Consider the following 24,213-nt stretch of genomic DNA (forward strand, 5'->3'; position numbering starts at 1 on the left):
CGTCGGATTGGCAAAGGAGCAGGTCAGGCTGGTGCCGCCGGTCTTCTCAGCAGGGCTCTGATCGGGTGCCACAGCTCCTGGACCAGGTCCGGGGCGACGGGGACACCGTTGTCAGGGGCCGTGCGCCATATGAGGCCGTCGGGGTGGTGCAGGACCGCGGTGATCTCGTCGGGGGTCGGCGGGGCTCCGTTGCCCCGCAGGTAGACCGCCCGCATCCCCAGGTTGCGCAGCCGGGTCAGGGCACGGGCCCGGTTGTGGGCGTGCACGAGCACCCGTACCCCCGTGCCGTCGGGGGTGGGGCTGGGCAGGTTCAGCGCCACCACGACGCTGCCGGTGGGCAGCTTGCAGAAACCTCCTGCGGCCATTCCGTCACACCCCCGTACGAGTCGGTGTCGATGTCTGTGTCAATAAGAAGGGCACAGCACGCACCTAAACACGATCGGCGGCGACCCGCCAGGGGGTCACCGCCGATATGTGTCTGACCTGCGTAAACGCTGGTTACTTCGTCGAGGGGCCGACCTTCACCTTGATCGTCGAGCCGCTGAAGGGCTCGTCGATGATCCTTATCGAAGTGTTGGTGTCAGTGACCTTGACGCCGGCCAGCGGGTTCGACGCGTCGTAGTACGTCGACCGTCCGTCGTCGAAGAGCGGGACACCGAACTGCGACTTGATCCTGGTCGCCACGTCCGCCTTGTGCAGCGTGAACGAGTCGGTCGGGTACCAGCTGAACGGCGAGTCGTAGGCCTGCACGCGGTTGCGCATCAGCGTGCCGTCGGACCACTTCAGCGGCTTCGGGTGCGAGTCGATCGGGAGGATCAGACCCTCACCCGGGTGGGCGCTGGTGTTGTCGTCCGCCTGCGAGGTGTCCCACTTCCAGATCAACAGGCCGTTCTGGTACGCGTAGTGCTCCACCCACGCCGGGCGCAGTGCCGAACCGAAGTTGTACGGACCGGTCTTGAGGACCTTGTCGTACGACACGTACTGCCGGTTCTCGGCGATGTAGTACTGCGCGTAGTCGTCGGTGATCGAGGCGCCGATCCGCGTGAAGCCGTTGGACGTCCAACTGGCGTCCGCCGCCTCGGCGTTGTCGGAGAAGACGGTCGCGCCGTCCGCGGTCACCTTGATCTCGTCGGCCGCGAAGCCCTTCTGGGCCACACCGCCGTCGGTGGCGTAGCGGAAGCGCAGGGTGATCTGCTTGCCGGCGTACGCGTCCAGCGGGAACGTCAGCTTCTGGTAGGCGTCCACCGTGCCGGTGAGGGCCGGCTTGTCGCTGCCGTCGCGCGGGATGGCGGTGCCGTCGGCGAGGGTGCCGTCGATCGGGGTGTAGCTGGCGCCGCCGTCGGTGGAGACCTCGGTGTAGAGGTAGTCGTAGTCCTGCTCGATGTCCCACCAGCCGTCGAGGGTCAGCGCGGCCGAGGCCTTGCCGGTCAAGTCGACCGTGCGGGTAAGGGTGTTGCGCAGATCGTCACCGCTGCCGCTCCACCACTGGGTCGCGCCCTCGGCCGGGGCGACCACCTCGGTGGTGACCTCCTTCTCGGGCAACTCGACCACCAGCGCCTGCGGGTTCTTGGTGTTGTACTCCGCGACGCCCAGTTTGTGGGTGGACTTCTTGCCGGCCTTGGCGACGTCGTAGTCCAGCCAGCCCAGTTGGAGCTTGTCCCAGGCGTTCATGTCGCCGGGCAGGTCGCCGATGGTGTCCTTGCCGGTACCGAGCCAGGAGCCGGACGACATCAGCGTCCAGAAGCCGGTGGAGTTCTCGCCGCCCGCGGTGTCGTACTCGTCGGGCAGGCCGAGGTCGTGGCCGTACTCGTGGGCGTAGACACCGAGTCCGCCGTTCTCCGGCTGGATGGTGTAGTCGCCGACCCAGATGCCGGTGTCGCCGATCTGGGTGCCGCCGAGCTTGTTGGTGTCCGGGCCGGTGGAGCCGGCGTCGGTGCCGAACGCGTACCAGCGGTGCGCCCAGATCGCGTCCTCGCCCTGCGCGCCGCCGCCGGCGGACTCGTCCTCGCCGGCGTGCACGATCTGGAAGTGGTCGATGTAGCCGTCGGGCTCGTTGAAGTTGCCGTCGCCGTCGTAGTCGTAGCGGTCCCACTGGTCGAACTGGGCCAGCTCCGTCTTGATCTCGGCGGCCGTGTCACCGGCGGCCTCGCGGTCGGCGACCCAGGCGTTGACGCCGTCCTGGACCGCGTACCAAGCACCGGTCGAGGCGTCGTTGGAGCCGTAACGGGCCTCGTTGTAGGGGACCTTGACCCAGTCGGTGACCTCGCCCTCGACCGAGTAGCGGCCCGAGGACTGCTTCTCGTAGTACTTCTTCAGCGACTCGGTCTTCTTGCCGGTGCCGAAGTAGAGGTCCTGGAAGTGCGCCTGGTTGTAGTCCGCCTGCCAGGCCGTGCTGTTGTCCTGCTTGCGGTCCGGCTGGGCTATCTGGTTGTGCAGCGGGCCGACCGTGCCGCCGTAGCGGCTGTCGACCTGGTCGCCGAACTCGACCAGGATGGTGAAGATCTTGTCCGTCTTCTCACGGCCGAGTTCGACGTACTTGTCCTGGCCCTTGAGCTTGACGACCTTCGAACCGTTCCGGTCCTTCACCGAGGCGGAACCGGATATGACCTGGTCCAACGCCTCCTTGTGCTGGGCCTCCTGAGTCTTCGTCAGGGGGCCGTCGAGGTCGTGTTCCTTGGCCTTGACCGGCTGCGGATCGTGCCGGTCCACTGCGGTGGTCGCGGCCGAGTCGGCCTGCGCCACGGCGAACGTCGAGAACGTGGCGGTGGCCGCCGCGAGCGCGACACCGACCGCGGCCGCTCTGAACGTCCAGTGTCTATAGGTCACTTGAGTTCCTTGTGATGAAGGGCTGTATTCAAGTGACGCAATTTGACTAGAGACTGGTAAGAAAAGACAGGCCTTGACTTGAACATAACAAGTGCTCTATGCACAGCGGGCGCGCGCATTACGAACGTGTGAACGGGTGAGTGGTTGCGCGCTCAACAGGCGCGCGGGCCCGTCCACAGGGTGGACGGCATGACTCCGTGCGCCCCCTGTGCACCGGCACTGTTGGTTAGGTCACGCTTACCGTTCGTTCCAGTCGGGCATGCACGCGATTAGAGTCGGTTGGCGCTTCGCCTGGAATACGGCGGAAAGCCAGGCCGACACCCCCGTGGACCCCCACTTCCGAGGACACGATTGCCATGCCTCGTCCGACTGCCGCACAGCTCGCCTACGGTTCGTTCACCGTGATCTTCTCGACGCTCGCCATGCTGCTGCTGTCACAGACGAGTTCGGGCGTGGGGATCGCGGTCATCGCCTTCGCGGCGCTCGCGCTCGGGCTCCTGGTCGCCATGACCGTACCGCTGCCCAGGTCGCGGATCGTCGCGCAGTCGCAGCCGGCTCCGGCCGTCTCGGCCGCGCCCGCCGCACCGACCGCGCCTCTCGCGCAGCAGACGGAGGAGCCCGTGCCGGCCGCGGCCACGCGCTCCTCCAACGCTGCCTGAGCTCCGACGTACGACAGCCCCGACGTACGACAGGCGGCGCCGGCCGAGTCGGTGAGTGACTCGGCCGGCGCCGCCTGTCGTATGCGCAGGCTCAGTTGGTACGGACTCAGCCGGTGCTGACCACCACCGTCTTGGCGGCCTTGTCGTGCAGACCCTGTTTGTAGGGCCGGTCGAAGAAGCTCCAACCGCCGCAGATCGCGGTCCAGATGCAGGCGCAGCAGAACGCGAACGGGATCCACAGCACCGCCGAGCGGGCCAGCGTGGACTGCATGGAGGGGGTGGAGCCGTTGTCGAGGTTGGCCACCCGCATGTTCAGCCACTTCTTGCCGAGCGTCTGGCCCGTCCTGCTGATCATGACGGTGTCGTAGCCGATGTAGAGGACGGCGGCGACCAGGGACTGCGCGAACGACTTGCCGTAGGACATGTTGTCGCCGCTCACGTCGTACTCGTGCACGCCCAGCGGCCAGGTGACCAGCCAGACGACGATGCCGACGAGGATCAGGTCGATGATCCGGGCCAGCGTGCGCTTGCCGCTGTCGGCGAGCGGCGGCATGCCGGAGAGCGGATCGTTGGGATAGGAGCCGCCGCCGTAGGGAGCGCCCCCACCGTAGGGAGCGCCCCCGCCAGTCGGGGCACCGCCTTGGGGAGGGCCGCCGTAGGGCGGCGGCTGACCGCCGCCCGGGGGCGGATCGTACGGCGAGCCCGGCCCCTGCCCGCTCTGGCCGGGCGGGGGCTGCCGCGGGGGCTGCTTCCGGAACGGGTCGTCGTCCGGCGGCTGCTGGCCGGAACCGGGAGGCGGTTCGGTGGTCATGGCCCGAGTGCACCGCGAACCTCGCCGCTCCGCATCCGACGAGCGGCCGTCCGGAGTACCGGATCACCTGGTACGGATGGAGTACGTGGTCAGCCCGCGACGAACGTATGGGCCGCCTTGTCGTGCCAGCACTGGCGCCACGGGCGGTCGAACAGGCACCACGCGACCCCCACGACACCGATCACGAGCAGGCCGGGCACGCTGTAGACGAGCCAGCGGCGGACGGCTCCGCCGAAGGTGGGCGGCTGGTGGCCCTCGATGTCACGCACCTCAAGGCCGAACAGCTTCTTGCCCAGGGTGCGGCCCCACTTGGCGGTGGGCAGCGCCTCGTACAGGACGCCGAAGAGGAGCAGGACGGCCAGGACGACGCCCAGGTAGACCGAGGTCGTGCCGTCCAGCAGCCAGACGGTGACGGTCTCGCCGGAGAGCTTCGCCGCGTCGACCTTCTCGTCGACGTGGTCGATCGCCTTGGTGCCGAGCGGTACGGCGGCCACGGCGGTGACGCCCGCGAGGACGACGGTGTCCAGCAGGCGGGCCGCCAGACGCTTGCCGAGCGGCGCGGGGCGGGCCTCCGACTGGCGCCGGGCGGCGGCTTGGAACACGTCCTCGACGGGCGGCTTCCAGGGCGCGACGGGCTGGTCCTCACCGCCCGCGAGCCGGTGCACCTGCTGCGCCCACGAGGGCTGCCCGCCGCCGGAGCCACTGGACATGGGGGCGGCGGAGGCCTGCCCGGCCGCCGCCGCGGGCTGCGCGGGCTGGGGGCCACTGGACTGCGCCGGCACGCCGGGGGCGGCCTGTTGGGGGCCGGAGAGGGCGGTCGGCGCGGAGGCGGGTCCCTGGGGACCGGAGAGGGCGGCCGGCGCGGAGGCCGGCCCCTGGACCCCGGCAGCGCCTGCCCCGGCTCCCGCCCCCGACTGCGCCGCCGCGCGATCGGCGGCGGCCTTGCCCGCGCCGAAACCGGGGGCGCCGGGCGCCCCCGTGCCCCCGCTCTGCGCCCCCTGCTGCCCCGCGCGCGGGGTCATCGCGCGGAAGGTCATGGTGCCCTCGTCCCCGACGGGTCCGCCGGGACCCGGGATGCCGGAGCCCGCGGCGGCCGCGGGACGACCGGCACCGGAAGCACCCACTCCACCGGCGGAGCCCCCCGCTCCCCCGGAACCCGCCTTGGGGCGGCGGAAGACGAAGGTGCCGTCGGACGGGATGTCCGACGAGGTGTCCGCGGGCGGGACGGTCGCCGTGCCGTCGGTGTGACCGGTCGGGTCGGCCGCCGGGGTATCGGGCTGGACCCGCGGGTCGGGGCCCTGCGGGGAGCCCCAGGAGACGCGGCGGTCCTGCTCGCCGCCGAAGCCGGCCTGGCGGGAGCGGTCGGCGCCCCAGGCGGACGCCGGTTCGGGGCGGTTGCCGTGCTGGGAGACCTGGGGCGCGGGGTCCTCGTCGAAGAAGTGCGGGCCCGTCTCCTCGACCGGCGCGGAGCCGGAGCCGTCCGGCGCGGCGAGCGGGGCGCCGTCCGACGGGGCCGGACGGCTGGTGCCCGGTACCCAGGAGGCACCGTTCCAGTACCGGACATATCCAGGAATGGACGGGTCCGGGTAATACCCCTCGCGGGGCCTGTCGTCACCGGGTGCCGGGGTTGGGGCGCTCATGTCCGTCGTCCCGTATCTGCTCGGGGTCAATATGGGGGACCCCACATCTATCAGACCGGCGCAGCCGCCACTGCCCCTCCCGCAGGACCCGCCCCTTTCCGGGCAAGGGCGTGCACCCGCTTCACCGTTCCGGAAAAAAATTCTCCGAACCCGCGTAATGGTCGCGCCCCCGCCGCCTCTCCACGTGTACGGGACTCGCCGCGAGGCCCCGTACACCTGACCGAGAGAGGAACCGATCGCCATGCACTACACAGTGGTGGAACGCGAGCTGGAGCTGAAACTCATCCTGTCGCCGGAGCGCAGCATTCCGGTCCCGGCCCGGCTGGGCTACCGCACCGACGACCCCTACGCCGTGCACGTCACCTTCCACATCAACTCCGAGTACCCCGTGCACTGGACGTTCTCCCGCGACCTTCTGGTGGAGGGGGTGTTCCGGCCGTGCGGGCACGGGGACGTGCGGGTGTGGCCGACGAAGTCGGAGGGGCGCAGTGTCGTCCTGATGGCGCTGAGTTCACCCGACGGAGACGCCTTGCTGGAGGCACCGTCGGCTCAGGTGTCGGCCTGGCTGGAGCGGACGCTGCGGGTGGTGCCCCCGGGGACTGAGGGCGAGCAGCTGGGGATCGACGACGCGCTCGACCAGCTGCTCGCCCAGTGAACCCGTCCAACCCGCCGCACCCCCTGCACCGGCTGCCCCGTCAGAACAGCTTGCCCGGGTTGAGGATGCCCAGCGGGTCGAAGACCTGCTTGACCCCCCGCTGCATCTCCAGTCCGACCGGGCCGATCTCGCGCGCCAGCCACTCCTTCTTCAGTACGCCCACGCCGTGTTCGCCGGTGATCGTGCCGCCGAGCTCCAGGCCGAGCGCCATGATCTCGTCGAAGGACTCGCGGGCCCGCCGGGACTCGTCGGGGTCCTGGGCGTCGAAGCAGACGGTGGGGTGGGTGTTGCCGTCACCTGCGTGCGCGCAGACCCCGATGGTCAGCCGGTACTTCTCGGCGATCCGCTCGATCCCTTCGAGCATGTCGCCGAGCCGGGAGCGGGGCACGCACACGTCGTCGATCATCGTCGTGCCCTTGACCGCCTCCAGCGCGGTCAGCGAGAGCCGCCGGGCCTGGAGGAGCAGTTCGGACTCGGCCGCGTCGTCGGCGGGCACCACCTCGGTGGCACCGGCGGCCTCGCACAGCGCACCGACGGCGGCCAGGTCGGCGGCCGGATCCGGGGTGTCGAAGGCGGCCAGCAGCAGCGCCTCGGTGGTCTCCGGAAGTCCCATACTGGCAAGGTCGTTGACGGCTTTCACCGTCGTACGGTCCATGATTTCGAGCAGCGAGGGCACGTGACCGCCCGCCATGATCCGGCACACCGCGTCACAGGCGTCGGCCGCGGACGCGAACTCGGCGGCGAGCACCAGTTGCTGGGGCGGCTGCGGGCGCAGCGCCAGGATCGCCCGTACGACGATGCCGAGCGAGCCCTCGGAGCCGACGAAGAGGCGGGTGAGGTCGTACCCGGCGACGCCCTTGGCGGTGCGGCGGCCGGTGGACATGAGGCGGCCGTCGGCGAGGACGACGTCGAGGCCGAGGACGTACTCGGCGGTGACCCCGTACTTCACGCAGCACAGCCCGCCGGAGGCGGTGCCGATGTTGCCGCCGATCGTGCACATCTCCCAGCTGGAGGGGTCCGGCGGGTAGTAGAGGCCGTGTTCGCCGACCGCGCGGGAGAGGGTGGCGTTGATGACGCCCGGCTCGACGACCGCGGTGCGGTCGATCGGGTTGATCTCCAGGATGCGGTCCATCTTGATCAGCGACAGGACGACGCAGCCCTCGGAGGCGTTGGCCGCGCCGGACAGGCCGGTGCGGGCGCCCTGCGGGACGACCGGGACGCGCAGCTCGGTGGCCACGCGCATGACGTGCTGGACCTGTTCGACCGTGCGGGGCAGGACGACGACCGCCGGGACGCCGGCCGGGCAGAAGCTCGCCATGTCGTTGGCGTAGGAGGCGGTGACGTCCGGGTCGGTCAGGACGGCCTCGGCGGGCAGACCGCCCAGCAGCCGGTCCACGAGGCCACCGGCCGCCACCGTGTCCTCGTCGCGACGCGCTTCGATACGACTCATGATCACAGCCTCGCACCGGCGGCCATCGGTGTGAACCCCGTGTACGGCAGCCGCCGGATGGCGGGGTGTGGTCGTCGTACTGACGCACAGTGAGCGCCATGACGAACGCGATGGACAGCGCCGCCACGGATCGCAAGCGGGCCCGGCGTTCGCGGGTCGCCGGATGGCTGGTGGCCGGCGCCGTCGTGGGGTCCGGTGTGCTGGGCGGGGTGCTGATGCTGTGGCCGTGGGAGCGGGAGACGGTCCGGCCGCCGGCGCCGGCCCCGGGCGCGCAGGCCCTGACGGCGGTCACCGCTGGAGTACCGGCCTCGCTGCCCGATCTGGCCGTGCTGATCGGCGAGCGCGAGACCTTTCTGCGGGCGCATCCCCGGGACGCGCGGTCGTGGGCGGTGCTCGGGACGGCGTATGTGGAACAGGGGCGGCGGACGGCCGACGCGACGGACTATCCGCGGGCCGAGCAGGCGCTGCGCACCTCGCTGAAGGTGGCGGCGAAGGGGAACGACGTAAAGGCTGATGCGCTGGACGGGATGGCGGCGCTGGCGAACGCGCGCCGGGACTTCCGGGCCGCGCGGAGCTGGGGCGAGGCCGCGCTGAAGGTGGACGCCAAGCGCTGGACGACGTATCCGCTGCTGCTCGACGCCTACACCGGGCTCGGTGACCACAAGGCGACCCAGCGCACGCTCGACGCGCTCCTTGAGCTGCGGACCGGGCCGGCCGTGATGGCGCGGGCCGCCGGGGTCTACCGGGACCGGGGCTGGCGCGAGGACGCGGCGGCCACCCTCTCCGACGCGGCAGCGGCGGCATCGACACCGGCCGAGCGGGCCGCGTGGCTGGAACGGTCCGGTCAACTCGCCTGGGAGCGCGGTGACTTGGAGGACGCGCTACGGCACTTCCAGGAGGCGGTACGCGTCGACCCCGACCAACGGACCGCGCAGGCCGGGCAGGGCCGGACGCTGGCGGCGCTGGGCCGGACGACGGAGGCCCTGAACGCGTACCGGGTGGCGCTGGCCCGGCAGCCCAGCCCGCAATACGCCCTGGAACTGGGCGAGTTGTACGACTCGCTGGGGCTCGGGCAGGCGGCGCGGGTGCAGTACGACCTGCTGCGGGCGCGGGTGCGCGAGGAGGCGGCGGGGGGTGTCGACGACGAGTTGGTGCTCGGCGTCTTCGAGGCGGACCACGGGGATCCGGCGGCTGCGGTACGTCGGCTGCGGGCCGAGTGGCGACGGCAGCCGGGGACCGCGGTCGCGGACGCGCTGGGGTGGGCGCTGCACCGGGCCGGGAACGACAAGGAGGCGCTGCGGTTCGCCACCGCGGCGACCGACAAGGCGCACGGGGGCGGCGTACGCAGTGCGTTGTACGCGTATCACCGGGGCATGATCGAGCGGGAGTTGGAGCTGTACGCGCCCGCGCGGCGGCGTCTTCAGGACGCGTTGCGGATCAACCCGCACTTCTCGCCGCTGGGCGCGCCCCTCGCGACGGCCGCGCTGGCGGCGCTCGGGGAGCCGCCGGACGAGGACGTGCCGGTGATGGACGCGAAGCGGCTACGGCGGCGGTGAGTCCGGCGCCGGGAGGGGAAGGGCGCCGGACCGCACCTGGAGGATGGCCTCAGAGGGTGCTTCGGATGGTGCTCAGAGGTTGCCGCGGCGCTCCTGCTCGCGCTCGATCGCCTCGAACAGGGCCTTGAAGTTGCCCTTGCCGAAGCCCATCGAGCCGTGCCGCTCGATCATCTCGAAGAAGACGGTCGGCCGGTCCTGGACCGGCTTGGTGAAGATCTGCAGCAGATAGCCGTCCTCGTCACGGTCGACGAGGATCTTCAGCTCACGCAGCGTCTCGACGGGGACGCGGGTCTCGCCGGCCCACTCACCGAGGGTGTCGTAGTAGGAGTCCGGGGTGTCGAGGAACTGGACGCCGGCCGCACGCATGGTCCGTACCGTGCGCACGATGTCGTTCGTGTTGAGCGCGATGTGCTGGACGCCCGCGCCGCCGTAGAACTCCAGGTACTCGTCGATCTGGGACTTCTTCTTGGCGATGGCGGGCTCGTTGATCGGGAACTTGACCTTGAGCGTGCCGTCGGCCACCACCTTGGACATCAGCGCGCTGTACTCGGTCGCGATGTCGTCGCCCACGAACTCCTTCATGTTCGTGAAGCCCATGACCTTGTTGTAGAAGCCGACCCACTCGTTCATGCGGCCGAGTTCCACGTTGCCGACGCAGTGGTCGATCGCCTGGAAGGTGCGCTGGGCGGCCGGTTCGACGATGGGGCTCGCGGCGGTGAAACCGGGCAGGTAGGGGCCGTCGTAGGCGGTGCGCTCGACGAGCGTGTGGCGGGTCTCGCCGTAGGTGGCGATCGCGGCGAGTACGACGATGCCGTGCTCGTCCTTGACCTCGTACGGCTCGGCCAGCGAGCGGGCGCCGTGCTCGATCGCGTAGGCGTACGCGGCGCGCGCGTCCGGGACCTCGATGGCGAGGTCGACGACGCCGTCGCCGTGCTCGGCCACGTGCTCGGCGAGGAAGTGGCCCCAGGTGGTGGCGGGCTTGATGACGGAGGTGAACACGAAGCGGGCGGAGCCGTTCTCCAGGACGTAGCTCGCGGTCTCGCGGCTGCCGTTCTCCGGACCGGAGTAGGCGACCAGCCGCATGCCGAAGGCCGTGGAGTAGTAGTGCGCCGCCTGCTTGGCGTTGCCCACGGCGAAGACGACCGCGTCCATTCCCTTGACCGGGAAGGGGTCGGCCTGCCGGGCGGTGTCGGGAGTGTGGTGTGTGGTCTGCGTCATGAGGGAAGCGTGACCCTGCCCTGCAAGGTGCGCAATAGTTCGCGTATTCGCTGGGCATTCTGTTCAGTGAGAGGCGGGCCTGCCTCGTAATTCTGTACAGGATGACCACCATTCCGGGAGGTTGCCGTGGCCATTGACGAGCTGGACGGGCGGATCATCGTGCTGCTGGCGCGGGAGCCGCGGATGGGGGTGCTGGAGATGTCCCGGCGGCTGGGGGTGGCCCGCGGGACCGCGCAGGCCCGGCTGGACCGGCTTCAGTCGAATGGCGTCATCCGCGGATTCGGCCCGCAGGTGGATCCGGCGGCGCTCGGCTACCCGGTCACCGCCTTCGCCACGCTGGAGATCCGGCAGGGGCAAGGCCCGGACGTACGGGCGCACTTGGCGACCGTGCCGGAGGTGCTGGAGCTGCACACCACCACCGGCAGCGGGGACATGCTGTGCCGGCTGGTGGCCCGCTCCAACGCCGATCTCCAGCGGGTCATCGACCGGGTTGTCGGTTTTGATGGGATCGTCCGGGCCGCCACCGCGATCGTGATGGAGAACCCCGTTCCGCTGCGGTTCATCCCGCTGGTGGAGCAGGCGGCCACGGACGAGGGCCTCCCTTTCCGGCCCACCGACCGCGAGAGGACCTAGCTCCTTAAGAACACGGCCCCGCCGCCGACCGCCTGGAGTGAGCGCGTGTGAACTTCTGGGAGTACCTCGGCAACCGCCATCAGCAGTTGCTCACGGATGCCTACCAGCACGCCAGCGCCGTCTTCCAGTGCATGGTGGTGGCCACCCTGCTCGGCGTGCTGATCGGGGTCGTCACCTACCGCAGCGAATGGGCCGGCAACCTCGCGACGACGGCCACCTCGACCATCCTGACCGTGCCGTCGCTGGCCATGATCGGTCTGCTCATCCCGATCGTCGGCCTGGGCGTGCCGCCCACGGTGATCGCGCTGACGCTGTACGGGCTGCTGCCGATCGTGCGCAACGCGATCGTCGGACTGCGCGGGGTCGACCCCTCGCTGGTCGACGCGGCCCGCGGCATCGGGATGTCCCGGCTGATGCAACTGGTACGGGTGGAGCTGCCGCTGGCCTGGCCGCCGATCCTGACCGGGATCCGGGTCTCCACGCAGATGCTGATGGGCATCGCCGCCATCGCCGCGTACGCCTCCGGGCCCGGCCTCGGCAACGAGATCTTCCGCGGCATCGCCTCGCTGGGCAGCAAGAACGCGCTCAACCAGGTCCTCGCGGGCACGCTCGGGATCATCGTCCTGGCGCTGCTGTTCGACGCCGCCTACGTCCTGATCGGACGGCTGACCATTCCGAGGGGCATCCGTGACTGAGACTTCCGCGCCCGAGCCGGGCACGTCCGGAACGGCCCGGTCCGAGGCGGCCCAGGCCCAGGAGCCGAACGCCACCACCGGGGCGACGATCGAGCTGGAGAACCTCACCAAGCGCTACCCGGGCAGCCCCAGCCCGGCCGTGGACAACGTGAACATGGAGATCAAGGCGGGCGAACTCGTCGTCTTCGTCGGCCCGTCGGGCTGCGGCAAGTCCACCACCCTCAAGATGATCAACCGGCTGATCGAGCCGACCGGCGGCCGCATCCGCATCGGCGGCGAGGACGTCACCGACATCGACCCGGTGAAGCTGCGCCGCAAGGTCGGCTACGCGATCCAGTCGGCCGGTCTCTTCCCGCACATGACCGTCGCCCAGAACATCTCCCTCGTGCCGAGGATGATCGGCTGGTCCAAGACGCGGACCAGGGCGCGGGTCGAGGAGCTGCTGGACCTCGTCGGGCTCGACCCGGCCGAGTTCCGGGGCCGCTATCCACGCCAGTTGTCGGGCGGTCAGCAGCAACGGGTGGGCGTGGCACGGGCGTTGGCGGCCGATCCGCCGGTGCTGCTGATGGACGAGCCGTTCGGCGCGGTCGACCCGATCACGCGCGACCATCTCCAGGACGAACTGATCAGGCTCCAGCACGAGTTGCACAAGACGATCGTCTTCGTCACGCACGACTTCGACGAGGCGATCAAGCTCGGCGACCGTATCGCCGTCCTGCGCGACCACTCCCACATCGCCCAGTTCGACACCCCGGAGGCGATCCTCACCAACCCGGCCGACGACTTCGTCTCCGGGTTCGTGGGCGCGGGTGCGGCCCTCAAGCGGCTCAACCTGACCCGCGTACGGGACGTCGAGGTCCGGGACTACCCGACGGTGACCGTCGACGACCCGCTCCAGCTGATCTTCGACAAGCTCCGGGACAGCGGCACCAACGAGATCCTGCTGCTGGACAAGCGGGGCCGCCCCTACAAGTGGCTCAGACGCGGCGACCTCATGCGGGCCCGCGGCTCGCTGGCCCGCGCGGGCACGCTGGTGCACGACACGGTGACCCGGGACGCCACCCTGCGGGACGCGCTGGAGGCGGTGCTGACCGACAACGCGGGGCGGACGGTGGTGACCGGGCGGCGCGGTGAGTACGAGGGTGTCGTCGACATGGAGACGCTCATGAACTCCGTGCACGAACTGCTGGAGGCCGACCGCCTGGAGGCCATGGAGCACCAGCACGAGCTGGAGGAGGCCCGGGCCGCGCAGACACACGCGGAGCAGGAAGGCGTCGACGAAGGGGAGTCGACGTCGTGACCAGCCCCGCGGAACACAAGAGGCCCGCCGGCGAGCACGAGGTGAAGGGGCTCGCCTTCCGGGACGAGGGCGAGGACGGGGGCGGGGATGGGGCCGGGCAAGAGGCTTCCCCGCAACGGCCGAGGCGCCGCGTCACCTGGCAGAAGCTGACCTTCCTGCCGGCCTTCCTGATCGCGGTGCTCCTGGCCACTTGGCTCTGGTTCCAGCAGGCGCACCTGGACTCGATCTCCGAGAACGCGATCTCCAACGGGCAGGTCTCCAAGGCGCTGTGGCAGCACGTCGAACTGACCGTGATCTCCACGTTCTTCGTGCTGATCATCGCCATCCCGCTGGGCATCCTGCTGACCCGCAAGGCGTTCCGCAAGGGCACCCCGGTGGCGATGACGTTCGCCAACATGGGCCAGGCGACCCCGGCGATCGGCCTGCTGGCCCTGCTCGTCATCTGGCTCGGCACCGGCATGAAGGCCGCCCTGATCGGCATCATCATCTACGCCGTCCTGCCGGTGCTGTCCAACACGATCGCCGGCCTCAAGGCGAACGACCCGACCCTCCTCGAAGCGGCCCGCGGCATCGGCATGTCCCCCCTGGGCGTGCTCGCCAAGGTCGAACTCCCCCTCGCCGTCCCGCTGATCCTGGCCGGCGTCCGCACCGCCCTGGTCCTGAACGTCGGCACGGCCACGCTCGCCACCTTCGGCGGGGGCGGCGGCCTCGGCGTCCTGATCACCACCGGCATCACCAACCAACGCATGCCGGTGCTGATGCTGGGCTCGATCCTCACGGTGGCGCTGGCGCTGCTCGTGGACTGGCTCGCGTCCCTGGCCGAACTGCTGTTGCGGCCGCGGGGGTTGGAGGTGTCGACATGAGACGGCACATCGGCGGTCGCCTGCTGCTGACCGGAGTCCTCGTGGCTTCCGCCGGCTGCGGACTGACCAGCGGCTCACCCATGGTCGACGACGTGACGCCCGGCTCGATCGGGAAGGGCGAGCCCCTCAAGGGCGCCCATCTCACGGTCACCTCGAAGGAGTTCACCGAGCAGCTGATCCTCGGCGCGATGATGGGCATCGCCTTCGAGGCGGCCGGCGCGGACGTCCTCGACCGCACGGGCATCCAGGGCTCCATCGGCGCGCGGGAGGCCGTCAAGAGCGGGGACGCGGACGGCATGTACGAGTACACGGGCACCGCCTGGATCACGTACCTCGGCAACGGCAAGCCGATCACCGACCCCGAACAGCAGTGGCAGGCGGTGCACGACGCGGACCTGAAGAACGGCCTGACCTGGCTGCCGCCGTCCGCCCTGAACAACACCTACGCGCTGGCCATGAACCGGTCCCACTACAAGAAGTACGGCACGAAGACCCTCTCCGACGTGGCCGCACTGGCCAAGTCGGACCCCGGGGCCGTCACCGTCTGCGTGGAGAGCGAGTTCGCCAACCGGGCGGACGGGCTGCCGGGCATGGAGAAGGCGTACGGGATGAACCTGCCCGCGAAGAACATCACGCAGATGGACACCGGGATCATCTACACCCAGGTGGCGAAGGGCAGTTGCGCCTACGGCGAGGTCTTCACGACCGACGGCCGCATCAAGTCCATGAACCTCGCGGTGATGCGGGACGACAAGAAGTTCTTCCCCAACTACAACGTGGCCCCGGAGACCAACTCCAAGGCCCTGAAGAAGTACCCCGCGATCGCCGAGGTCCTCGACCCGATCACCAAGAAGCTGAACAACACGGTGGCGCAGTCGCTGAACGCGAAGGTGGACGTGGACGGGGAGGATCCGCATCAGGTGGCGCTGGACTGGATGAAGGCGGAGGGGTTTGTGAAGTAGCCCGGCAGGGGCGGAACTTACAAAGAAGATGTTGCAAAGGACTCTTTGCAACGCTACCTTTGTACGCATGACGCAGCCGGAAGAGTCCAAGTACCGCAAGCTGGACGCCCGTTCACTGCGCGGCATCGCCCATCCGCTGCGGATGCAGTTGCTGAGCGCGCTGCGGCTGCACGGGCCGGCCACCGCGTCGAGGCTCGCCGAGCGCCTGGGCGAGTCCAGCGGGGCCACCAGCTACCACCTGCGGCAGCTCGCCACGCACGGCTTCGTCGAGGACGCGCCGGAACAGGGCAAGGGGCGGGAGCGCTGGTGGCGGGCGGTCGACCAGGGGCTGGAGTTCGACAGCACCCAGCTCGCGGACCCGGACCCGGCGGTCCGAGGGGCCGCGGACGTGTTCCTGCACGAGATCGCGACCACCCACACCCGCGAGCTGTCGACCTGGCTCGGCACCCGCGAGGACTGGCAGCCCACCTGGTCGGGCGCCACCGACATGAGCGACTGGACCGTCCGGCTCACCCCGGAGCGGACCCGTGAACTCATCGGCAAAATCCACGAGTTGCTCGAGAGCTACGAGGACGAGGACGCCCCCGGTACCGAGCGGGTGCGCTTCCACACGCACGCCTTCCCGATCGAATCAGAGTGAGACGAGGACGCCTGATGCACCCGGACACATACCTCCAGCTGCACCGCATACGCGCCGCCGAACTCCAGGCCCAGGCCGCCGAACACCACCTCGCCCTACAAGCGAAGCGCCCCCGCGACCTCCGTACCCGCCTGGGCTGGACGCTGGTCGAGGTGGGCCTGCGACTGGCCGCAGCCCCCAACCCCGTACCGGCCGTCTAGGAGCCGTCGCCTAGCAACTGGGCACGGACCCCTTCGACGCCCCCAGCGCCACCAACGCCTTCACCGCACCCTTGAGGTCGGTCACCGGGATCAGCCGCAGCCCCTTGGGCAGTTCGGACTTGGCGTCGGCGCACTCGTCCTTGGGCACGAGGAACACCGTCGCCCCGTCGCGCCGCGCGGCCTGCGTCTTCAGGGCCACGCCCCCCACCGCGCCGACCGTCCCGTCCTCGGTGATGGTCCCCGTACCGGCGATGTTGCGGCCACCCGTGAGGTCGCCGCCGCTGCCGTCACCGTTCAGTTTGTCGATGATGCCGAGAGTGAAGAGCAGCCCGGCGCTGGGCCCGCCGACGTCGGCGAGCTTGAGCGTGACCTTGACCTTCTTGTCGCTCAGGTCGAGGTAGTTCAGCGCCGCCTGGGTCGCCGCGTCCTGGGACTGCTCCATCTGCTCGGTGTTGTGCGCCTCGATCTCCTTGGTGCTCTCACCGCTCGGATAGACCGAGTCCCGCGGCATGACCGCCCGGTCCGTGGCGAACCACGCGTCGAGCACCTGGCTCAGCGAGACGTGCGTGTCCGGATTGGTCGCCTCGATCGTCGTCATCCGCAGCTGCCCGCTGGTGGCCCGCGTCGACGCGCCCGTGACCGTGATCACCGGGGTGCCCTTGTTCTTACCGAGCACGTTCGCCGTCATCCCGGGCTGCGCCAGCGAGAACGGCAACGGCGCGAACACCGCGGTGGCGATCAACGCCACGACGGGCAGAGCACAGACGGCGACGGCTTGGGGGCGCGTGAGGCGAGAGAGCACGGGGTCAATCTAACGTGAGGGGGACTTTCGGCCAGGCGGCGGCCTCTGGGGACAGGCGGGGATGAGCCCAGGTCAGCCAATTCCAGCCCGTCCGGCGTTTGAGGACGAGGCCGTCCAGGCCGAAGCGGGGGCCTGGGGGCGGCAGCCCCCAGACGGTGCCATCAACACCGGCATCCACGAAACGCCGGTAACCGGGCCAACCCCGCAGCTCAGCTGCACGCAGCTCAGCGCAACGCCTCGGCCACTTCCCGCGCCGCGTCGACAACCCGCGGCCCCACCCGCTCCGGCACCGCATCGACCAGCATCACAACCCCCACACTGCCCTCCACCCCCGTCACCCCGATAAGCGGCGCGGCAGCCCCACTGGCCCCCGCCTCCAGCTCCCCGTGCGTCAACGTGTACCCCGGCTCACTCAACGGCTGCGACCGCGCGGAGAGGATCGCCCGGCCGGCGGCCCCCCGGTCCAGCGGATGCCGGAACCCGGCCCGATAGGCCACGTGATAGTCCGTCCAGGTCGGCTCGACGACGGCCACGGCGAGCGCGTCCGCCCCGTCCACCAACGTCAGATGCGCGGTCGCCCCGATGTCCTCGGCCAGCGACCGAAGCGCGGGCAACGCAGCCTCGCGGACGAGCGGATGCACCTGCCGGCCAAGGCGCAGCACGCCGAGTCCGACCCGGGCGCGACCGCCCAAGTCCCGGCGTACGAGCGCGTGTTGTTCCAGCGTGGCGAGCAACCGGTACACGACGGTCCGGTTCACGCCCAGTCGATGGGAAAGCTCGGTGACGGTCAGCCCGTGGTCGGTGTCGGCCAGCAGCTTGAGGACACGCAGTCCCCGGTCGAGCGTCTGAGAGGTCTCCGCGGTCACGACGCCCACTCCTCCAAGTGGTGAGGTCGGCGGCTCTCATCGCGGCGGTTGCGTCACCGAGTCCCGTCAGTGACGCGCTTCAGAGGCCGCCGGTCGGCCGGCGGTCCGGCGCTCCGGACCGCGTCGCTTCACGGCTGCGCTCCGCGGCGGCGCTGCCACGGGGCGTGTGCGTAGCGGGACAGTAGCGAAGCGGGTTCGCTCAGCGGAAGGCTCCGTCCAGAATCCGGGCACCGACGGGACGGGAGTACCAGCGTTTGTCCTGATACGGGCCCCCGTCGGCACCGAACAAAGGCGTCCTGCGCACCGATTGCGCGCCCCTACGGACTGATCGCACGTCCCTTGCGCCACCGACCGCGGACACACCCCGACACCGCGCAGGCAGACACACACCCCGCCACCGAATGCGAGGCCGTCACTTCATCCGCGTAGCCCACTCCTGGACCTTCGCGATCCGCTGCCGCAACTGCCCGGCCGTGGCCTCGGCGCTCGGCGGCCCGCCGCACGTGCGGCGCAGCTCGGTGTGGATGACGCCGTGCGGCTTGCCGCTCTGATGGACGTACGCGCTGACCATCGTGTTGAGCTGCTTGCGGAGCTCCATCATCTCCTTGTGCGAGACGACGGGCCGCCGCTCGGCCGGCAGTTCGAGCAGGTCGGCCTCGGAGTCCGGCTTCTTGCGGCTGTGCGCGATCTGCCGGGCCTGCCGCTTCTGCAGCAGCATCTGCACCTGGTCGGGTTCGAGGAGCCCGGGGATACCGAGGTAGTCCTGCTCCTCCTCGCTCCCCGGGTGCGCCTGCATGCCGAACTCGGCACCGTCGTAGAGCACCCGGTCGAAGACGGCCTCGGACTCCAGCGCCTCGAACGCGAACTGCTCCTGCTCGCCGGTGTCCTCGTCCTGCTCCTTGTTCGCCTCCTCCATCTCCTTCTCGGATTCGGCGTACGGGTCCTCCTCGCCCTCCTTCTTCGGCTTGTCGAGGGCGTGGTCGCGCTCGACCTCCATCTCGTTGGCGAAGGTGAGGAGGTCGGGGACGGTGGGGAGGAAGACCGAGGCGGTCTCGCCGCGCCGCCGGGACCGTACGAAGCGCCCGACGGCCTGGGCGAAGAAGAGGGGCGTCGAGATGGTGGTGGCGTAGACCCCGACCGCGAGCCGGGGTACGTCGACACCTTCCGACACCATGCGCACCGCGACCATCCAACGGTCGTCGTTGGCGCTGAACTTGTCGATGCGGTCGGACGCGCCGGAGTCGTCGGACAGGACGACGGTCGCCTTGGACCCGGTGATCTCTCGGATCAACTTGGCGTACGCGCGCGCCTGTTCCTGGTCGGTGGCGATGACGAGGGCGCCGGCGTCCGGGATGCCCTTCCTGACCTCCGTCAACCGCTGGTCGGCGGCGCGCAGCACACTCGGCATCCACTCACCGCGCGGATCGAGCGCGGTACGCCAGGCCTGGCTGATCGCGTCCTTGGTCATCGGCTCGCCGAGCCGCGCGGCGATCTCGTCACCGGCCTTGGTCCGCCACCGCATGTTGCCGCTGTAGGAGAGGAAGATGACGGGCCGGACGACTCCGTCGGAGAGCGCGGACCCGTACCCGTATGTGTAGTCGGCGGAGGACCGCCGAATCCCGTCGTTCCCTTCCTCGTACGTGACGAAGGGGATGGGATTGGTGTCGGACCGGAAGGGCGTACCGGTGAGCGCGAGCCGCCGAGTGGCCGGCTCGAAGGCTTCGAGGCACGCCTCGCCCCAGGACTTGGAGTCACCGGCGTGGTGGATCTCGTCGAGGATGACGAGCGTCTTGCGCTGCTCGACGCGGTTGCGATGGAGCATGGGCCGCACGCCGACGCCGGCGTAGGTGACGGCGACGCCCTGGTAGTCCTTGCCGAGCGGCCCGGCGCTGTATTCAGGGTCGAGCTTGATCCCTATCCGCGCGGCCGCCTCCGCCCACTGCTTCTTCAGATGTTCGGTCGGCGCGACCACGGTCACCTGCTGGACGACGTGATGGTGCAGCAGCCAGGAGGCGAGCGTCAGCGCGAAGGTCGTCTTGCCGGCGCCGGGCGTCGCGACCGCGAGAAAGTCGCGCGGCTGCTCCTGGATGTACCTCTCCATGGCCCCTTGCTGCCAGGCACGCAGCTTGCCGGCGGTACCCCAGGGGGCACGGCCGGGGAAGGCCGGGGAGAGGTGGTGGTTGTGCGAGGAGGAAGCGGCGGTGGTAGTCACGGTCTCCGTAGAGGGGTCGGGCGGCTCTGCTACGTACAAGGCGGCTACGTGTATGACAACCGGGCCACCCTACCGGCGGGCCGGCGGTGTCAACGTGCTGACGACGCCGGGGCACCCGTGGGTGGGATCGACGTCACAGTCACCGTGCGAAGCGCGGCAACCGGGTTGCGATCTTGGGCACGTCCAGGGCCCCCTGGCAGACGTCCAGCACGAACTGCTCGGCCTCGTCGACATCGAACTCGGCGTCCAGCGGATGCCCGTTCATGTGCAGGTAAACCCATGTCGCGTACCAGGCGATGCGCTTGTTCCCGTCCACGAGGGCGTGGTTTCGGGCAAGGGACTCCATGAGCGCGGCGGCTTTCTGCCATACGTCCGGATAGGCGTCCTGCCCGAACACGCTCGACTGCGGCCGCACCAGCGCGGAGTCCAGAAGCCCGTAGTCGCGCACCTCGTCCGCTCCTAGTCGCCGCGCCAGGTTCAGCTGCTCGGGAAGCGTGAGGTAGTGCATCAGGCGAGCCTCCGGTTGAGCTCTGCGCTGGCGTTCAGCACGTGCTCGGCCGCTTCGTTGAACAGCCGTGAGTGCTCGTTTACGGCAGCGATCACGGCGTCATGCGCGAAGGTCTGCATGCTGCGCCCTTCCGCAGCCGCCCGCTCGCGCAGCGCGTCGAGCTCCTCGTCCGTAAACCTGAGGTTCAGTCCAGCCATGCCCAGCACGGTACTACGTGGTACCAGATGGTGTCACCAGGAATTCGCCCGCAACCGCGTTGTCACCCACGCCCCCACCAACGCCACCCCGGCCATCGGCAGAAACACGGCGGCGAAGGCGGCCGGATGTGACCCGGACCCGCTCGCGGTGGTGGCCGTATGAGCCACCGTGCCGCCCCCGAGCGCGGCGAAGGCCGCACCGCCCGCCGACAGCAGGACCACGTTCGACAGCCCGTCGGAGATCTGGAGGGAGGCGGAGTTGGTGCCGGCCTCCTCGGGGGCGGAGAGCTTGAGCAGCAGCACGCTGCTGGAGGAGATGACCAGCCCCATCCCGAAACACCCGAACCCCCACGCGACGGCGACGGTCCAGACGGGCACGGAGTGGATCAGCACGCTGGGCGCGGTGGCGATGGCCGCGGCGACCAGCACCATCCCGGCCCCCATCAGCCGTTCCCGATACGGCTCCACCCGCGCCCGGGACTGCACCCACGACCCCAGCGCCCAGGTCGCCCCACCCGCCGCGAGCGAGAACCCGGCGAGCGTCGGGGACAACCCCCGCTGGGTGACCAGCATCAACGGCACGAACGACTCGGCACTGATGAAGGCCCCCGCGGCCACCCCACGCAACAACACCACCGACGGCAGCCCACGCACCGCCCGATACGTGCCACGCGGAAGCAGCCCAAGAACGGCCGGCACAAGCAGCGCGACACCCACAGCGCCGGGTAGCAACGAGACCCAGCGCAGATCCTGGGCGGCGTACTGAAGAAGCCCGGCCCCGAGAGAGATCCCGAGGGCAAGCCGAATACGACGCCGGTCGAAGGAGGCGGATTGGGCCGCCCCGCCGTCGACCGCCCCGGACGCCCGCCGCCGTATCTGCGGCAGCGCAAGCGCCAACGGCAGCACGACCAGCACGGGTATCCCGAGAAACACCCACCGCCAACCGAGCTGCTCGGTCACCGCCCCCGAGGCCAGCGGCCCGACGATGGACGGCACGACCCACCCGGCCGCGAACGCCGCCATGATGGCCGGCCGCAACCGCTCGGGATAAGCCCGCCCCACGACGACGTACAGCGCAACAATGACCAGCCCACCCCCGAGCCCCTGCACGGCCCGCCCCAGGATGAACACCCACATCGCCCCGGCGGTCCCCGCCACCACCAGCCCGACCGCGAACGCCCCGATCCCGGTGGTCAACGCCCCGAGCGGCCCCCGCCGATCGCTCCACTGCCCGGCAAGCACCATCCCGAACAGACTGGTAGTGAAGTACCCGGAGAAGGCGAACGCGTACAACGCCACCCCGTCCAGCTCCCGCGCGGCAACGGGCATCGCCGTGGCAACGGCGGTCGCCTCAAAGGCGATCAGCAGCACGACGGAGACGATCCCGACACTGAGCGCCCGATACGAACGGCCCAGCACCCCACCACCGGCGCTCCCCGCGCCTTCCTCCACGACTTCGGCGTCACGCGGCTCAAGGACGGTCATGACCACCACCGTAAGACCCACAACCGGCTTTGACCCCTGTCGCGAGTCCCGCCCGACCCGAGACCTTGGTCGTACGCCCCTCCTTCATGAACGGCGTATGGCAGTCCCATTGCAGCCCCGCCGGTCCCCTTGAACCCCTCCCCCACCCCGCCATACCTTCATCCCACGAACACGGCCGTGTGCCCGAGTGGTTTAGGGACTCGCCTGCAAAGCGAGTTACGTGGGTTCGATTCCCGCCACGGCCTCCAGTAGTACGTCTGATCTGCATGTTCTCAGGCCGGATACGGCTTTCACTCCTGCCGGTCTGCCCTACGGTGGCGCCATGAGCGATCACTCCGAAGTGCCTGTCACGCCCGTCGAGGCCTATGAACCCCCGTACTACGTGGCTGTCTTCACCACGGTGCGATCCCAGGAACAGGGCGACTACAGCGAGACCAACGCGCGCATGGAAGCCTTGGTGAACGGCATCCCCGGGTACCTGGGAATGGACCACGCCCAGACTCCCGGCGGGCTCGGCATCACCGTCGGGTACTTCCGTGACGCCGACGCCCTCACGGAGTGGCGGACCAATGCCGAGCATCGCGCGGCGCAACAGCGCGGGCGGGACCAGTGGTACGAGAGCTACACGCTGCACGTGGCGAAGGTGGAGCGGAGCCACGGCTTCATACGGGCGCAGGGCTCGCAGAGCCCGACGGCAGGCTGACCGACCGACGGCACCTCAGCGGCCGCCCCGCCGCGTGCTCACCCTCAGAGCACCCCGCCCGCCTCGTCCTGGAAGGTCTCCGTCCAGTAGTGGTGGCCGGCCCCGACATCCGAGCCCGTCGGGTCGACCGTCGCCAGGGTCTGGAGCATGGTCGTGGCCAGTTGGTCGTACGCCTCGGTCGTCAGTTCGCCGGAGAGGCCGTCGTCGATCGTCTTCTCGCGGTGGAGGAGCCAGAGGGTGAAGGCCAGGGTGGAGACGTCCGTGTTGAGGGGGTACAGCGTGGCCTCGGGCTCGCTCCAGTTGAGGACCGCGCCCGTGGTGCCGTCGACGACCAGGCTGTTGTCCTCGATGAGGTGGCCGAGGCGTATCAAGTGGTCGGCCCGGGACGGGAGTCGGTCCTGCGGCACGGCGGAGCACTCGTCCTCGTAGTACTCGGCGAGGGTCTGCAGGGGGACGTCCGTGTCCAGGTGGAAGAGGAAACCGTCCTCCGGCAGGCCCCGTTCGCGCAGGAAGAGGCGGGTCGGCGCGTGGGTGAGGGTCGCCGGGAAGTCGAGGTCCTCGAAGCGGGCCACCTTGCCCTGGCCGAACTCCTCGTCCAGGAGGCGGGCCGGGAGGTCGAGGGCCAGGCCTGATGCCGTGCCGGGGCCCGCCACCAGGGACAGGGGCCGGATCAGGGCCGCCATCTTCCAGAACGGCGCCATCTCACCGTCGGCGCCCTCCTCGAAGAGTGCCAGCAGTTGCCGGGACGCCTCCGTCGCCACCTTCGGGCCGAAGCGGCCGGCGTAGGAGGCGAACTGCCCGCGGAATCCCGCCAGTTCGTCCGCGGCGGTCGCGCAGCGCACGAGCGTCCGCAGCGACGGGGCCAGCGGGCGGGAGTCCATCAGGTCGGGGCGGTCATGCAGGAAGTACGTCGTCGCTATCTCGCCCGTCGCGCCGTCCAGGAGCAGGGATTCCGTCTCCAGGCCGGCCGGGCCGAGCAGCGCGCCTATCACCAACTGGTCGCGCAGCTCCGCCGCCAGGCGGTCGTCCGGGTCGGCTGTCGCGTCCCGTACCGTCCGCAGGCCCTCACGGCTCAGCTCCAGGAAGTTGAACAGGCCGCTGTCGCCCGGCAGTCCGGGTCCCGTCAGCCAGCGGCGCGTCGCCGCGTGTGTCACGTACGGATCGAGTTGATCCTCGGTCAAAGTGATCGCCGGTGTGGCGACATCGGTCGTGCTCATCGTCCCGTTCCCCCGGATGTTCCCGCGCACAGCCCCCGCACAGGGGGCCGTCGGACGGATGCGTCGGCCGCCCGTTCCCCACTGCCCAGAACACTACGCCCCGCCACTGACAACG

Annotated in this window: 24 protein-coding genes and 1 tRNA gene; 12 read left to right on the top strand and 13 right to left on the bottom strand. The window is 70.0% G+C overall.

Annotated elements, in window-relative coordinates; all coding sequences use genetic code 11:
* Positions 1 to 23: 23 nt before the first annotated feature.
* Positions 24 to 365, bottom strand: coding sequence for a hypothetical protein (locus tag M2283_RS42455; protein WP_280881929.1), 342 nt, complete (start codon positions 363 to 365; stop codon positions 24 to 26).
* Positions 366 to 498: 133 nt separating this feature from the next.
* Positions 499 to 2,826 (bottom strand): immune inhibitor A domain-containing protein, encoded by a 2,328-nt coding sequence (locus M2283_RS42460; protein ID WP_280881930.1) that lies wholly within the window; start codon positions 2,824 to 2,826, stop codon positions 499 to 501.
* 356 nt (positions 2,827 to 3,182) lie between these two features.
* On the opposite strand from M2283_RS42460, the gene M2283_RS42465 reads away from it, so the two are divergent.
* Complete coding sequence (locus tag M2283_RS42465) at positions 3,183 to 3,485, top strand: hypothetical protein (protein ID WP_280881931.1); 303 nt, start codon at positions 3,183 to 3,185, stop codon at positions 3,483 to 3,485.
* 106 nt (positions 3,486 to 3,591) lie between these two features.
* On the opposite strand, the gene M2283_RS42470 is transcribed toward M2283_RS42465, so the two are convergent.
* The gene (locus tag M2283_RS42470) at positions 3,592 to 4,296 is read right to left on the bottom strand and encodes an RDD family protein (protein ID WP_280881932.1); all 705 of its coding nucleotides are present in this window, start codon (positions 4,294 to 4,296) and stop codon (positions 3,592 to 3,594) included.
* An 89-nt stretch (positions 4,297 to 4,385) separates the two neighbouring features.
* Complete coding sequence (locus M2283_RS42475) at positions 4,386 to 5,936, bottom strand: RDD family protein (protein WP_280881933.1); 1,551 nt, start codon at positions 5,934 to 5,936, stop codon at positions 4,386 to 4,388.
* Positions 5,937 to 6,177: 241 nt separating this feature from the next.
* On the opposite strand from M2283_RS42475, the gene M2283_RS42480 reads away from it, so the two are divergent.
* Entirely contained in the window at positions 6,178 to 6,591 is a 414-nt protein-coding gene (locus M2283_RS42480) for an SsgA family sporulation/cell division regulator (RefSeq protein ID WP_280881934.1), read from the top strand.
* A gap of 40 nt (positions 6,592 to 6,631) precedes the next feature.
* On the opposite strand, the gene M2283_RS42485 is transcribed toward M2283_RS42480, so the two are convergent.
* Positions 6,632 to 8,047, bottom strand: coding sequence for an FAD-binding oxidoreductase (locus M2283_RS42485; protein ID WP_280881935.1), 1,416 nt, complete (start codon positions 8,045 to 8,047; stop codon positions 6,632 to 6,634).
* Positions 8,048 to 8,139: 92 nt separating this feature from the next.
* Between M2283_RS42485 and M2283_RS42490 the strand changes: the two genes are divergently transcribed.
* Complete coding sequence (locus M2283_RS42490) at positions 8,140 to 9,597, top strand: tetratricopeptide repeat protein (RefSeq protein WP_432423206.1); 1,458 nt, start codon at positions 8,140 to 8,142, stop codon at positions 9,595 to 9,597.
* Positions 9,598 to 9,669: 72 nt separating this feature from the next.
* On the opposite strand, the gene hppD is transcribed toward M2283_RS42490, so the two are convergent.
* Complete coding sequence (hppD, locus tag M2283_RS42495) at positions 9,670 to 10,815, bottom strand: 4-hydroxyphenylpyruvate dioxygenase (RefSeq protein ID WP_280881936.1); 1,146 nt, start codon at positions 10,813 to 10,815, stop codon at positions 9,670 to 9,672.
* Positions 10,816 to 10,941: 126 nt separating this feature from the next.
* Between hppD and M2283_RS42500 the strand changes: the two genes are divergently transcribed.
* The 7 genes from M2283_RS42500 to M2283_RS42530 all read left to right on the top strand — a co-directional run bounded on the left by M2283_RS42500 (position 10,942) and on the right by M2283_RS42530 (position 16,108).
* Entirely contained in the window at positions 10,942 to 11,448 is a 507-nt protein-coding gene (locus tag M2283_RS42500; protein ID WP_280881937.1) for an Lrp/AsnC family transcriptional regulator, read from the top strand.
* Positions 11,449 to 11,495: 47 nt separating this feature from the next.
* Positions 11,496 to 12,143 (top strand): ABC transporter permease, encoded by a 648-nt coding sequence (locus M2283_RS42505; protein WP_280881938.1) that lies wholly within the window; start codon positions 11,496 to 11,498, stop codon positions 12,141 to 12,143.
* Between the two features lie 88 nt (positions 12,144 to 12,231).
* Complete coding sequence (locus M2283_RS42510; protein WP_280882029.1) at positions 12,232 to 13,443, top strand: betaine/proline/choline family ABC transporter ATP-binding protein; 1,212 nt, start codon at positions 12,232 to 12,234, stop codon at positions 13,441 to 13,443.
* A complete protein-coding gene (locus M2283_RS42515) occupies positions 13,440 to 14,306 on the top strand; it encodes an ABC transporter permease (RefSeq protein ID WP_280881939.1) in 867 nt (288 codons plus the stop codon). The genes M2283_RS42510 and M2283_RS42515 overlap by 4 nt, the downstream gene beginning before the upstream one ends.
* On the top strand, positions 14,303 to 15,268 hold the full coding sequence (locus M2283_RS42520) for a glycine betaine ABC transporter substrate-binding protein (protein WP_280881940.1): 966 nt from the start codon (positions 14,303 to 14,305) through the stop codon (positions 15,266 to 15,268). Before M2283_RS42515 ends, M2283_RS42520 begins: the two co-directional genes overlap by 4 nt.
* Positions 15,269 to 15,335: 67 nt before the next feature.
* Positions 15,336 to 15,908 carry an ArsR/SmtB family transcription factor gene (locus M2283_RS42525; protein ID WP_280881941.1) on the top strand — a complete coding sequence of 191 codons (573 nt, stop codon included), beginning with the start codon at positions 15,336 to 15,338 and terminating at the stop codon, positions 15,906 to 15,908.
* Positions 15,909 to 15,922: 14 nt separating this feature from the next.
* Positions 15,923 to 16,108 (top strand): hypothetical protein, encoded by a 186-nt coding sequence (locus M2283_RS42530; RefSeq protein ID WP_280881942.1) that lies wholly within the window; start codon positions 15,923 to 15,925, stop codon positions 16,106 to 16,108.
* Positions 16,109 to 16,118: 10 nt separating this feature from the next.
* Here the strand turns inward: M2283_RS42530 and M2283_RS42535 are convergent, their stop codons facing one another.
* The 6 genes from M2283_RS42535 to M2283_RS42560 all read right to left on the bottom strand — a co-directional run bounded on the left by M2283_RS42535 (position 16,119) and on the right by M2283_RS42560 (position 22,178).
* The gene (locus tag M2283_RS42535) at positions 16,119 to 16,910 is read right to left on the bottom strand and encodes a YlbL family protein (protein WP_280881943.1); all 792 of its coding nucleotides are present in this window, start codon (positions 16,908 to 16,910) and stop codon (positions 16,119 to 16,121) included.
* 224 nt (positions 16,911 to 17,134) lie between these two features.
* Positions 17,135 to 17,776, bottom strand: coding sequence for an IclR family transcriptional regulator (locus M2283_RS42540; protein WP_280881944.1), 642 nt, complete (start codon positions 17,774 to 17,776; stop codon positions 17,135 to 17,137).
* 412 nt (positions 17,777 to 18,188) lie between these two features.
* Entirely contained in the window at positions 18,189 to 19,988 is a 1,800-nt protein-coding gene (locus M2283_RS42545) for a DEAD/DEAH box helicase (protein ID WP_280881945.1), read from the bottom strand.
* A gap of 139 nt (positions 19,989 to 20,127) precedes the next feature.
* A complete protein-coding gene (locus M2283_RS42550; RefSeq protein ID WP_280881946.1) occupies positions 20,128 to 20,496 on the bottom strand; it encodes a type II toxin-antitoxin system death-on-curing family toxin in 369 nt (122 codons plus the stop codon).
* Complete coding sequence (locus M2283_RS42555; RefSeq protein ID WP_280881947.1) at positions 20,496 to 20,693, bottom strand: hypothetical protein; 198 nt, start codon at positions 20,691 to 20,693, stop codon at positions 20,496 to 20,498. The genes M2283_RS42550 and M2283_RS42555 overlap by 1 nt, the downstream gene beginning before the upstream one ends.
* A 33-nt stretch (positions 20,694 to 20,726) precedes the next feature.
* Positions 20,727 to 22,178: an MFS transporter gene (locus M2283_RS42560; RefSeq protein WP_280881948.1), complete on the bottom strand. Its 1,452-nt coding sequence runs from the start codon at positions 22,176 to 22,178 to the stop codon at positions 20,727 to 20,729.
* A 173-nt stretch (positions 22,179 to 22,351) separates the two neighbouring features.
* Here M2283_RS42560 and M2283_RS42565 point away from each other — a divergent pair.
* Positions 22,352 to 22,426 (top strand) — tRNA-Cys (locus M2283_RS42565).
* Positions 22,427 to 22,500: 74 nt separating this feature from the next.
* Positions 22,501 to 22,881: an antibiotic biosynthesis monooxygenase family protein gene (locus tag M2283_RS42570; RefSeq protein ID WP_280881949.1), complete on the top strand. Its 381-nt coding sequence runs from the start codon at positions 22,501 to 22,503 to the stop codon at positions 22,879 to 22,881.
* Positions 22,882 to 22,925: 44 nt separating this feature from the next.
* Here M2283_RS42570 and M2283_RS42575 read toward each other — a convergent pair whose 3' ends face one another.
* Positions 22,926 to 24,098 (bottom strand): SUKH-4 family immunity protein, encoded by a 1,173-nt coding sequence (locus M2283_RS42575; protein ID WP_280881950.1) that lies wholly within the window; start codon positions 24,096 to 24,098, stop codon positions 22,926 to 22,928.
* Positions 24,099 to 24,213: the final 115 nt, after the last annotated feature.

The sequence above is a fragment of the Streptomyces pseudovenezuelae genome (assembly GCF_029892565.1).
GTDB lineage: Bacteria > Actinomycetota > Actinomycetes > Streptomycetales > Streptomycetaceae > Streptomyces > Streptomyces pseudovenezuelae_A.